Annotated in this window: 12 protein-coding genes; 6 read left to right on the top strand and 6 right to left on the bottom strand. The window is 72.4% G+C overall.

The window, feature by feature from the left end:
- The first annotated feature begins 21 nt into the window (after positions 1–21).
- A complete protein-coding gene (locus ACIQOE_RS34435) occupies positions 22–1,248 on the top strand; it encodes a cytochrome P450 (protein ID WP_351323814.1) in 1,227 nt (408 codons plus the stop codon).
- Here the strand turns inward: ACIQOE_RS34435 and ACIQOE_RS34430 are convergent.
- Together ACIQOE_RS34430 and ACIQOE_RS34425 are read right to left on the bottom strand one after the other, a co-directional pair.
- Positions 1,245–2,408 carry an NAD-dependent formate dehydrogenase gene (locus tag ACIQOE_RS34430; protein WP_351323816.1) on the bottom strand — a complete coding sequence of 388 codons (1,164 nt, stop codon included), beginning with the start codon at positions 2,406–2,408 and terminating at the stop codon, positions 1,245–1,247. The two genes, ACIQOE_RS34435 and ACIQOE_RS34430, sit on opposite strands and share 4 nt — an antisense overlap.
- Positions 2,409–2,510: 102 nt before the next feature.
- Positions 2,511–3,446, bottom strand: coding sequence for a LysR family transcriptional regulator (locus tag ACIQOE_RS34425; RefSeq protein ID WP_401415649.1), 936 nt, complete (start codon positions 3,444–3,446; stop codon positions 2,511–2,513).
- 217 nt (positions 3,447–3,663) lie between these two features.
- Between ACIQOE_RS34425 and ACIQOE_RS34420 the strand changes: the two genes are divergently transcribed.
- From ACIQOE_RS34420 to ACIQOE_RS34410, 3 genes are all read left to right on the top strand, one after another.
- The gene (locus tag ACIQOE_RS34420) at positions 3,664–4,653 is read left to right on the top strand and encodes an aldo/keto reductase (RefSeq protein WP_401415646.1); all 990 of its coding nucleotides are present in this window, start codon (positions 3,664–3,666) and stop codon (positions 4,651–4,653) included.
- A gap of 57 nt (positions 4,654–4,710) precedes the next feature.
- Positions 4,711–5,892 (top strand): PP2C family protein-serine/threonine phosphatase, encoded by a 1,182-nt coding sequence (locus tag ACIQOE_RS34415; protein WP_399009245.1) that lies wholly within the window; start codon positions 4,711–4,713, stop codon positions 5,890–5,892.
- 141 nt (positions 5,893–6,033) lie between these two features.
- On the top strand, positions 6,034–6,819 hold the full coding sequence (locus tag ACIQOE_RS34410) for an NPP1 family protein (protein WP_401415644.1): 786 nt from the start codon (positions 6,034–6,036) through the stop codon (positions 6,817–6,819).
- A gap of 195 nt (positions 6,820–7,014) precedes the next feature.
- On the opposite strand, the gene ACIQOE_RS34405 is transcribed toward ACIQOE_RS34410, so the two are convergent.
- The 3 genes from ACIQOE_RS34405 to ACIQOE_RS34395 all read right to left on the bottom strand — a co-directional run bounded on the left by ACIQOE_RS34405 (position 7,015) and on the right by ACIQOE_RS34395 (position 9,043).
- Positions 7,015–7,830, bottom strand: coding sequence for an SAM-dependent methyltransferase (locus ACIQOE_RS34405; RefSeq protein WP_351323825.1), 816 nt, complete (start codon positions 7,828–7,830; stop codon positions 7,015–7,017).
- A 100-nt stretch (positions 7,831–7,930) separates the two neighbouring features.
- Positions 7,931–8,167, bottom strand: a complete 237-nt coding sequence (locus ACIQOE_RS34400) for a DUF397 domain-containing protein (RefSeq protein ID WP_351323827.1) — start codon at positions 8,165–8,167, stop codon at positions 7,931–7,933.
- Positions 8,168–9,043, bottom strand: a complete 876-nt coding sequence (locus ACIQOE_RS34395; RefSeq protein WP_351323829.1) for a helix-turn-helix transcriptional regulator — start codon at positions 9,041–9,043, stop codon at positions 8,168–8,170.
- Between the two features lie 329 nt (positions 9,044–9,372).
- Here ACIQOE_RS34395 and ACIQOE_RS34390 point away from each other — a divergent pair, with 329 nt between their 5' ends.
- Complete coding sequence (locus ACIQOE_RS34390) at positions 9,373–9,981, top strand: ATP-binding protein (RefSeq protein ID WP_401415641.1); 609 nt, start codon at positions 9,373–9,375, stop codon at positions 9,979–9,981.
- A gap of 299 nt (positions 9,982–10,280) precedes the next feature.
- On the top strand, positions 10,281–10,418 hold the full coding sequence (locus ACIQOE_RS34385; protein WP_351323833.1) for a hypothetical protein: 138 nt from the start codon (positions 10,281–10,283) through the stop codon (positions 10,416–10,418).
- Between the two features lie 22 nt (positions 10,419–10,440).
- Here the strand turns inward: ACIQOE_RS34385 and ACIQOE_RS34380 are convergent, their stop codons facing one another.
- Positions 10,441–10,692, bottom strand: coding sequence for a hypothetical protein (locus tag ACIQOE_RS34380; protein ID WP_362646988.1), 252 nt, complete (start codon positions 10,690–10,692; stop codon positions 10,441–10,443).
- Positions 10,693–10,698 lie beyond the last annotated feature (6 nt).

Below are 10,698 nucleotides of genomic sequence, written 5' to 3'. Positions count from 1 at the left end.
CGCCCTGGGAGGCACGTCACGATGACGACCGGTACCGAACACGCCAGGATCGCCCTCGACCCCTTCGTCACCGACCTGGACGGCGAGAGCGCGCGGCTGCGTGCCGCGGGTCCGCTGGCCGCCGTGGAACTGCCGGGCGGGGTGCCCGTCTGGGCGGTCACCCGGCACGCCGAGGCCAAGGCGCTGCTCACCGACCCGCGCCTGGTCAAGGACATCGGCGTGTGGGGCGCCTGGCGGCGCGGGGAGATACCGCAGGACTGGCCGCTGATCGGCCTGGCCAACCCCGGCCGGTCCATGCTGACCGTGGACGGCGCCGACCACCGCCGGATGCGCGGGCTGGTCGCGCAGGCCCTCACCCCGCGCCGGGTGGAGCGGATGCGGGAGCGGATCGAGAAGCTCACCCAGGACCTGCTCGACGCGCTCCCGGCGGACGGGGAGAGCGTCGATCTGAAGGCGGCCTTCGCCTATCCGCTGCCGATGTACGTGATCGCCGACCTGATGGGCATCGACGAGGCCGAACTACCGCGTCTGAAGGTGCTGTTCGAGAAGTTCTTCTCGACCCAGACCCCGCCCGCGGAGGTCGTCGCGACCCTGACCGAGCTGGCCGGGATCATGGCGGCGACGGTCGCCGCCAAGCGGGCCGAGCCCGGCGACGACCTGACCAGCGCGCTGATCCTGGCCTCCGAGGACGGCGACCACCTCACCGACGAGGAGATCGTCTCCACCCTGCAGCTGATGGTGGCGGCCGGTCACGAGACGACGATCTCCCTGATCGTCAACGCCGTGGTCAACCTCTCCGCCCACCCGGACCAGCGCGCCAGGGTGCTCTCCGGCGAGGTGGACTGGTCGGCGGTGGTCGAGGAGACCCTGCGCTGGTCCACCCCGACCTCGCACGTGCTGATCCGTTTCGCCACCGAGGACGTGCCGGTCGGCGACCGGGTCCTCCCGGCGGGCGACGCGCTCATCGTGTCGTACGCGGCGATCGGCCGCGACGAGGAGGCGCACGGGCCGAGCGCCGGGGAGTTCGACGTCGGCCGGGAACCGGGGAACCGGCACATCTCCTTCGGCCACGGCCCGCACGTGTGCCCCGGCGCGGCGCTGTCCCGGCTGGAGGCGGGCGTCGCGCTGCCCGCCCTGTACGAGCGCTTCCCCGGCCTGGATCTCGCGGTACCGGCGTCCGAGCTGCGCAACAAGCCGGTGGTCACCCAGAACGACCTCTTCGAACTGCCGGTCCGGCTCGGCTCCTAACCCTTCTTGACCGAGTACGACTTGGCTCCCGTGCCGGCCAGCCCGCCGCCGTCGACGATCAGGTACTCGTCACGAATCGGGCGGCCGGCCAGCCAGGACTCCAGGATCTCCCGGGTGCCGGCCGCGTAGCGGGCCTGCGCGGAGAGGCTGGAACCCGAGATGTGCGGGGTCATGCCCTGGTGCGGCATGGTGCGCCACGGGTGGTCGGCGGGCGCGGGCTGCGGGAACCAGACGTCGCCCGCGTAGCCGGCCAGGTGCCCGCTGCGCAGGGCGCGGTCCACGGCGTCCCGGTCGGCGATCCTGGCCCGCGCGGTGTTGATGAGGTAGGCGCCGCGCTTCATCGTGCCGATCAGCTCGTCGCCGAACAGGCCCTCGGTCTCCGGGTGCAGGGGCGCGTTGACGGTCACGACGTCGCAGTGCGGGACCATGGCGGCCGCGCTCTCGTGGAAGGTCAGGTTCAGCTCGCGCTCGACGGCCTCGGGCAGCCGGGTGCGGTCGGTGTAGTGCAGCCGCACGTCGAAGGGCGCCAGGCGGCGCAGCACCGCGAGCCCGATCCGGCCGGCGGCGACGGTCCCGACGTGCATGCCCTCCAGGTCGTAGGAGCGGCTGACGCAGTCGGCGATGTTCCAGCCGCCGTCGAGCACCACCTGGTGGGAGGGCAGGTAGTTGCGGACCAGGCCGAGGATCATCATCACCACGTGCTCGGCGACGCTGATGCTGTTGGAGTACGTCACCTCGGTGACCGTCACTCCGTGGGCGATCGCGGCGTCCAGGTCGACGTGGTCGGAGCCGATGCCGGCGGTGACGGCCAGCTTGAGGTTCTTCGCGGCGGCGATCCGCTCGGCGGTGAGGTAAGCGGGCCAGAACGGCTGCGAGATCACCACGTCCGCGTCGGCCAGTTCACGGTCGAAGACGGAGCCCGCCCCGTCCTTGTCGGAGGTGACGACGAGGGTGTGGCCGGCCTTCTCCAGGAAGGAGCGCAGGCCGAGCTCGCCGGAGACGCTGCCGAGGAGGTGGCCGGGGGTGAAGTCGACCGCCTCGGGGGCGGGGGTGGTCTGGCCGCCCGGGTAGTGGTCGATGACGGGGATGTCGTCGCGGGCGTAGCTCGTGGGGTATCCGTCGGTCGGGTCGTCGTACAGGACGCAGAGCACCTTGGCCATGGCGGCGGCTCCTCAACTCCGTTGCGGAAGGTCTTCCAACGACGATCCTCGGGACGCCCGCGCAGGTCAAAGCGAACCTGGTGATGTGCTCATAGGCCGCGGCTATCGGTCGTGGCCGTCCAGGTGGGCGGTCAGCAGGCTGTCCAGCGCGTCCCGCAGCCGGGTCTGGCGGGCGACCTTCACCAGGGCCTCGGCGAGCACGGAGGGGGGTTCGCTGCGGGCGACGACGAGACCCACCCGGGGACCGTGGGCCGGGCCCGCCAGGGGGACCACGCGCATGCCCGGGGGCACGCCGAACATGTGCAGCCAGGCGTGCGAGATCACGCTGGACCAGCGGCCGCCGGGAAGGTGGGCGTAGAGGCCGGCCACGCTGTCGGACTCGACCGCGGGGACCGGCGCCGCGCCCTCGGCGGCGAAGCATTCGTCGATGATCCGCCGGTTGCGCATCCGCGGCCCGAGCAGGCACAGCGGGAGCGCGGCGGCCTGGGACCAGGTGGCGCCGGCTGCGTCGCCCAGCGGGCCGCCGACCGGGGTGAGCAGGACGTACCGCTCCTCGTAGAGGGGATAGCGGCGGACCTGGCGCGGTTCGCCGTCGTCCAGGTAGGTCATGGCCGCGTCCAGCTCGTACTCCGCGAGGCCGCGCCGTATGTCGAGGGACGACAGGGACTCCATGGCCACCCTGGCGTGCGGATGCCGGTCGCAGAACGGGCCGGTGAGCAGCGCGGCCACCGGGACGACGGTGGGGATGATCCCGAGCCGCAGGGTGCCGGTGAGCCCGTCCCGCAGCGCCGACAGCTCCTGGTGCAGCGCGTCCCGCTCGGCGAGGATGCGGTGCGCCCAGGCCAGCACCACCTCGCCCTCGGGGGTCAGGCCCTCGTAGCGGCGGCCCCGGCGCACGATCGGCACGCCGAGTTCGTGTTCCAGCCGGCGTATCGCGGCGGACAGCGAGGGCTGGGAGACGTGGCAGGCGGCGGCCGCGCGGGCGAAGTGCCGCTCCCGGGCGAGGGCGACGAGGTATTCGAGCCGGCGCAGCAGCATGTGGGCTCCCCGGGAGGCTGGGCGGCGATCACGGTGGTGGGCTCTACATGTACCGGATCGGCGGGGGCCGCCGTTTGACTTCGAGTGCTCTTGAAGTCGTAGCGTCGGCGGCGCCGGGCACCGCCCGGGATGCCGACGGGCACGAACCGCCGCTCCATGGAGTGAGGGGTGCGCGTCCTGAGCCAGGAACGAACGAGCAGGGAAAGGCTGGAGTCACATGCGACAGCGCCATCTGGGAGATCTGCAGGTTTCCGCCATCGGCCTCGGCTGCATGGGGATGTCCGCCTTCTACGGCACCGCCGACCAGGACGAGGGCGCACAGACCATCCACCGCGCGCGGGAACTGGGCGTCACCTTCCTCGACACCGCGCAGCTGTACGGGCCGCTCACCAACGAGACGCTGGTCGGCGAGGCGGTCCGCGGGCACCGGGACGAGTACGTGATCGCCACGAAGTTCAACTACCGGATGGACGACGCCGTCCCCGGTGACATGAGCAGCATCGGCCGGCAGGACGGCTCCGCGGAGCACGTGCGCAGTTCGGTGCACGGCTCGCTGCGGCGGCTCGGCACCGACTACATCGACCTCTACTACCAGCACCGTGTCGACCCGAACGTGCCGATCGAGGAGACCGTCGGCGCCATGGCCGAGCTGGTCGCCGAGGGCAAGGTGCGGCACATCGGGCTCAGCGAGGCGAGCGCCGAGACGATCCGGCGGGCCCACGCGGTGCACCCGATCGCGGCGGTGCAGACCGAGTACTCGCTGTGGACCCGGGACCCGGAGGACGAGGTGATCCCGGCCTGCCGGGAGCTGGGCATCGGCTTCGTCCCGTACTCGCCGCTCGGCCGCGGTTTCCTGGCCGGCCGGTTCTCCTCCCCCGACGACCTCGACGCCAACGACTGGCGCCGCTCCGGTCCCCGCTTCACCGGCGACAACCTGGAGGCGAACCTGCGGCTCGCCGCGAAGGTGAAGGAGATCGCCGCGGAGAAGGGCGTGACCCCGGCCCAGCTGGCCCTCGCCTGGGTGCTGGCCCAGGGCGAGCACATGGTCCCGATCCCGGGCACCAAGCGCCGCACCTACCTGGAGCAGAACGCGGGCGCGGTCGACGTGGAACTCACCAAGGACGACCTGGCCCGCATCGACGCCGAGGTGCCGAAGGCGGCGGGCGAGCGCTACGACGAGTCGGGCATGCGGAGCGTGAACCTCTAGGCCGCTTCCGCAGGCGCGCGGTGGCCGGGGGCGGGGCGGTGACGCACGCTGGTAGGCATGGGGAGCCGGTGGAGCGCCGCGAGGCGGCGACAGGCGTGGCAGACCTCGCACGCGCTGCTGCTGCTCCCGGTGCTGCTCGTCGTGGCGATCACGGTGGCGGCGATCGGATCGCCGCCCGACGTCCACCTGGGGCCGACCCTCGTCATCGCGCCCGCGCTCACCCCCTCGCTCGCCGGAGCCCGCGCGACGGCGCTGGTGGGCGCGCTGGCGGTGGCCGCCCAGGTGGTCATCGGGGTGTTCCACGGCGGGCTGATGAACGCCAACCACCTCGTGCAGATCGTCACCCTCATGCTGCTCTCCGTGATGGTGACGGTCTACGCCGCGCTCCGTGACCGGCGCAGGCTCCAGCTGGCCCAGGTCCGCTCGGTCGCCGAGGCCGCGCAGCACGTGCTGATGTGGCCGCTGCCGGAGCAGATCGGCCCGCTGCGGATCGCCTCGCTGTACCTGGCGGCCGAGGACGAGGCGCAGATCGGCGGCGACCTGTACGCCGTCACCCACGCGGGCGGCCAGGTCCGCGTGCTGATCGGGGACGTCCGGGGCAAGGGGCTGGCCGCGATCGGTGAGGCGGCGCTGCTGCTCAGCGCCTTCCGGGAGTCGGCCCACCGGGACATCAGCCTGCCGGAGCTGGCCGCGGTGCTGGAACAGAGCGTGACCCGGTACGCGGCGGACATGGACTCGCCGGAGGAGGCGGGCGAGCGGTTCGCGACCGCCCTGCTGATCGAGATCCCGGATCTGGACCCGGTCACCCGGATGACCAGCTGCGGCCATCCGCCGCCGCTGCTGCTGAGTCCGGGGCACGCGGTCACCGTGCCGAGCCTGCACCCGTCGCCTCCGCTGGGCGTGCACGGGACCCCGGCCTCGGAGCACACGCTGGACGTGTTCTCCTTCGAGCCGGGCGACACGCTCCTGCTGTACACCGACGGGGTGATCGAGGCGCGGGACGCCCGGCACCGCTTCTATCCGCTCACCGAGCGGGTGGCGCAGTGGACCGACGCCTCGCCCGAGTCGCTGATCCACCACGTCCGGCGGGACCTGATGACCCACGCGGGCGGCCGTCTCGGCGACGACGCGGCCCTGATCGCCCTGCACCGCACCGCGAGCGTGCACCGGCAGCATCACGGGATCCTCGGCCACGGCGGTGTCCGGGCCGGGGAGGTTCCCGAAATCCCCGGTTCGTGAGCCGTCCGCCGGGTCCGGCGGCACGGGCGCGGCGGTCTTCGCCGTTCAATTGTCTTTGGTTCAAAGTTAAGTCGTGAGGGTGGTCTCGACCATTGGCCGAATGTCAGACTCCGCATCGCCTTTCCGAGACAGGGAGTCGACATGCCGGACCCGCAACCCCCCACCCGCAGGCGGCCGTTGAGCCGGGCCACGGCCGCCGTCCTCGGCGCGCTCGCGCTGGTCGTCGCCGTACCCGCCACCGCGCACGCCAGTGTCCTGACCCTGCTGCCGCAGAACGCCGACGGACTGGAGCAGTCCTTCTCGCCCGCCTACGACTACGACGGCGACGGCTGCTACACCACCGCCGCGATCGGCGCCGACGGCACCCTCAACCCCGGTCTGGGGCTGGGCGGTGACGTCAACGGCCACTGCCACGACTACGCGCAGCTGGCCAACGCCAACACCTACTCGCGCGAGAAGTGCAACAACGGCTGGTGCGCGGTGATGTACGCCAGCTACTTCGAGAAGGACCAGGCGACGTACGGGCCGCTGGCCATCGGTCACCGGCACGACTGGGAACACGTCATCGTGTGGATCCAGAACAACCAGGTGCAGTACGTCTCGGTGTCCCAGCACAGCAGTTACCAGGTGGCGGCCGCGTCGGCGATCCGGTTCGACGGCACCCACCCGAAGATCGTCTACCACAAGGACGGCGCGTCCACCCACGACTTCCGGTTCGCCAACTCCAACGACGACCCGCCGGAGAACGCGACCGGCGGCTGGTTCTTCCCGCGTCTGGTGGGCTGGAACGGCTATCCGGCGGGCTACCGCGACAAGCTGATGAACGCCGACTTCGGCGACGCCACCATCAAGATCAAGGACGGGTCCTTCGAGTCGAATCTCGCGTACGCGAAGCCCTCCGGGATCGCGTTCGACCCGAACGGCTGAGCAGCACCCCGGTGTGGGGGGGGGGCGGGCCCCCCCCCCCCCCCGGGGCCCCCCCCGGGCGGGGGGGGGGGGGGGGGGCCCCCCCCCGCCCCGGGGGGGGGGGGGGGGCCGGGGGGGGCCCCCCCCCCCCCCCCCCGGGTCACGACCGTGCCGGGGCCGGGAAGGTGAGCCCGGCCCCGGCACGGGGTCCTCGGGTCACGGCTTGCGCGCGACCGCTCCGTACATCGCGATGTCCTCGTCGCGGATGCCCTGCTCGCCGGTGCCGTCCGGGTGCCACTTGTGCACCTGGACGATGCCCGGCTCGACCAGTTCGAGGCCCTCGAAGAACGTGTGGGCCTCGTCGATGGTGCGCAGCCGCATCGGCATGTTGCGGGCCTCGTACTCGCGGGCGACCCGGCCCACCTCCTCGGGCGCGAACTCGGCGGTGCCGATGGACATCGCCAGGTAGCTGCCGGAGGGCAGCGGCTCCAGCAGCCGCCGTACGACACCCACCGCGTCGTCCGCGTCCAGCATGAAGTGCACGATGGCGATCACCGTGAGCGCCACCGGCCGGTCGAGGTCGAGGGTCTCCAGCAGTTCGGGGGCCTGGTAGAGGTCCGTCAGGTCCCGGAAGTCCGCCTCGATGTAGGCGGTCCTGCCCTCGGGCGTGCTGGAGAGCAGCCCCTGGGAGAGGGTGAGGACGATGGGGTCGTTGTCCACGTAGACGACCCGGGTGTCGGGGGAGACCGCCTGGGCGATCTCGTGCAGGTTCGGCGAGGTGGGTATGCCGGTGCCCACGTCCAGGAACTGGCGTACCCCGGCCTCCTCGGCGAGCCAGCGCACGGCACGGTTCATCCAGTCGCGGTTGGCCCGCATGTGGATCGGGAGCGCGGGCCACTCCCGGGACATGGCGTCGCCCGCCTCCTGGTCGGCGGGGTAGAAGTCCTTGCCGCCCAGGATGTAGTCGTAGATCCGGGCGGAGTGCGCGTTCTCGGTGTCGATGCGGTCGGCCGGCCATCCGTTGTCGGGCAACGCCGTGTCTCCCATTCGGGTGAGGGGGTGCGGGGGGTGTGTCCGGTGTGGGGGGTTGGTTCAACGATCAGCTATAGCAAGGAAGTTCCGGCAGCAAGGCTCACATCAGGAAGTCGGCGTCACCCGCCTTCACACCGGACAGGAAGGTGTTCATCTCGCGGGGCGTGAAGACCAGCGCGGGACCGTCCGGGTCGGTGGACTGGCGTACCGCCACCCGCCCGTCGGCGAGCTTCTTCACTTCCACGCAGGCGCCGCCGGCGTCGTCGCTCCACGGCTTGGACCAGCCGCGCGCGCCCAGTTGCCGGGACGGGATGCCGTTGCGTATGGGGTGGTGCACTCAGAGCTCCTCGCGAATCGCACCGAGGATGACCTCGGTCTTCCTGGCGGGCGCCGCCTGGGCGCCCAACCGGTCCAGGGCCTCGCGGTAGACCACGACGTCCTCCCTCTTGTCCAGGTAGACGGCGCCCACCAGGCCGTTGAGATAGACGATGTCGGGCAGTTCGGGGGCCCGGAACCGGAAGAGGTGGTACGCACCGGCGCGCATCGCCGGGTGCGGGCCGTTGGCGAACGGCATGATCTGCAAGGTCACGTGGGGCAGCCGGTTGATCTCGATGAGATGGTCGATCTGCGCGCGCATCACCGCGGCGCCGCCGACCGGCCAGCGCAGCACCGTCTCGTCCATCACGACCCACAGCCGGGGCGGCGCCTCCCGGGTGAGGAGTTCCTGGCGGCGCATGCGCAGGGCCACCCGGCGCTCGGTGGCCTCGGTGGGCGCGTGCGGGTTGCCGGCCCCGAGCAGCGCGGCGGCGTACTCCCGGGTCTGCAACAGGCCGTGCACGAACTCGTTCTCGTAGACGCGGATCTGCGACGCGGCCTGCTCCAGGCTCAGATACGCGGCAAACCAGTCGGGCATCACGTCGCGGTAGGTGTGCCACCAGCCGCGCTTGTTGGCCTCGCGTACGGACTGTAGGAAGGTGTCGACCTCCTGGCGGTCCGTCACGCCGTAGACCTGCAGCAGCTTCTCGGCGTCGGCCAGCCGGAGCCGGGCCACCTTGGCGGCCTCCATCCGGCGGATCGTCGAGTGGCTGACGCCGATCGCCGCGCCGGCCTGCTCATAGGTCAGTCCCGCCCGGGTCCGCATGTCCTCCAGCTGACGGCCGAGGATCATGCGCAGGACGGAAGGTGCACCGCCCCAGTCGGTCTCCGAGGTCACGCCCTACCCCCTCGCACCAGGTTTCAGGGTCACCGTCTCACAGACCGGTGAGCGGCTCGCGGACTCATTGGATCACTTCCTGCCGGGAGCAGCATGCACTTCGCTTCTTGCAATTTTCAACTTGCCGGTTGCGAGGCGATGTTGGCAGGTGCCAGAGTGGACCTACTGCTCCGGTCGACCAAGGAGCAGGCGAAGCAGTCCAGTTGGGGGAGGCTGAACTGCGGCCCGATGCCGTCCAGGCACCGGTCGTCGTCTGCCCCCTCGTGGCCCGGGGCGAATGCGACCGCTCAGCCCCCCACGCTGCGAAGCCGGACGAAAGGCGCACGGCGATGGCCCCGCCCGCTCTCCCCCAGCCGCTCGACCGACTGCCCGACGACCGGATACCCGGACTGCCCCGACCGGCCCTCGCGGCCGGTGCCGAGGGCCCGCGCCGCCCGTCGGACGCGACCGGTGTCCCCCGACCACCCGGAGGCGAACGCCTCGGTCGACTCCCTGGGCCGCAAGGCCTCGACCGGTTCGCCTCCGGGGACGCGCCCCTCCCGCACAGCCTGGCCTTCGACCTGGCACCGACGCCCAGAGCGGTCGGCAACGCCCGCCGCAGCGTGGGCGAGCTGCTGACCTCGTGGGGCGTGGGCGAGGAGGCCCGCGACAACGCGGTCCTGGTGACCTCCGAACTGGTCACCAACTCGATCGTCCACTCGGCCGGCCGGCGGATCATCTGCCGCGTGCACGCCGCCGTCGACCGGATCCGCATCGAGGTCGAGGACCAGAGCGGGAGCTACACGCTCCCGGCCCCCCGGCAGGCCAGACCGGACGAGCAGAACGGCCGCGGGCTGTTCCTCGTCGACGCGCTCAGTCTCGACTGGGGCGTCACCCTCGCACCGGAGGGATCCACCGCACGGGTCGTCTGGGCCGAGCTGTCGACGGCACCGGGCTGACCACCCGCCCCCCATCCCAGGAAGCACGTCGTCCCATGAACCATCCCCCCACACCCGCACCCGCCGCCGACCCGTCCTGGACCCGGACCCGCCCCAAGCCCGGGCCCGACCAACCGCACACCACCCCGGCGGACTGACCCGCACCCCGTCCCGCGGCCCGGGCCTCCCGTGAGGCCCGGGCCGCCCGGTGTCCGGCACGGGACGCGGCCGCCGGGGCCGCTCCGCATGAGCGGGGGAAGGGGGCGGCGGCGGAAGGGGGCACCGGAACGGGACGGACCGTCGCCAAGACCGTGGCCCGCGTGGCCGGGGCCGCCGAGTGGGTCCTGGTGGACACGGTGGCGCCGGACTTCGCCTGCCACCGCCCGCAGGGCACGGACCGGGCCTCGGTACCGGGCGGCGATCGCCTGCTGGTCCTGGAGGCGGCGCTGCGCGGCTGACACGCGGCCGGTGGCCGCCCGGTCAGTCCGTCGCGTGGGCCCGCAGCGCCCGCGCCGCACGGCGCAGCCGGGCCGCGGCGGCCGCGCAGGCCGTCGCCTGCCGCTCCAGGGCGCGCCCGCTCCCGTCCGGTGCCCCGGCGCAGCCCGCCAGGGCGGTGGCGGCGCCGCGCAGCCGTCGCGCGTAGCCGTCCATCCGGTCCGCGTCCGCCCTCAGGTCGTCGGCGTAGGCGAGGAGTTCGGGGGCGGCGGGGGCGGGACGGGATCCGGTCACCATGGGGCG

The organism is Streptomyces sp. NPDC091282 (assembly GCF_044757385.1).
In the GTDB taxonomy this organism is placed as follows: domain Bacteria; phylum Actinomycetota; class Actinomycetes; order Streptomycetales; family Streptomycetaceae; genus Streptomyces; species Streptomyces gramineus.
This window is presented reverse-complemented; position numbering and strand designations above follow the sequence as displayed.

Bases quoted from the DNA above. Each gene is read 5' to 3' on its own strand.
- ACIQOE_RS34435 (WP_351323814.1), top strand. From the start codon at position 22: ATGACGACCGGTACCGAACACGCCAGGATCGCCCTCGACCCCTTCGTC.
- ACIQOE_RS34430 (WP_351323816.1), bottom strand. From the start codon at position 2,408: ATGGCCAAGGTGCTCTGCGTCCTGTACGACGACCCGACCGACGGATAC.
- ACIQOE_RS34425 (WP_401415649.1), bottom strand. From the start codon at position 3,446: ATGCTGCTGCGCCGGCTCGAATACCTCGTCGCCCTCGCCCGGGAGCGG.
- ACIQOE_RS34420 (WP_401415646.1), top strand. From the start codon at position 3,664: ATGCGACAGCGCCATCTGGGAGATCTGCAGGTTTCCGCCATCGGCCTC.
- ACIQOE_RS34415 (WP_399009245.1), top strand. From the start codon at position 4,711: ATGGGGAGCCGGTGGAGCGCCGCGAGGCGGCGACAGGCGTGGCAGACC.
- ACIQOE_RS34410 (WP_401415644.1), top strand. From the start codon at position 6,034: ATGCCGGACCCGCAACCCCCCACCCGCAGGCGGCCGTTGAGCCGGGCC.
- ACIQOE_RS34390 (WP_401415641.1), top strand. From the start codon at position 9,373: ATGGCCCCGCCCGCTCTCCCCCAGCCGCTCGACCGACTGCCCGACGAC.
- ACIQOE_RS34380 (WP_362646988.1), bottom strand. From the start codon at position 10,692: ATGGTGACCGGATCCCGTCCCGCCCCCGCCGCCCCCGAACTCCTCGCC.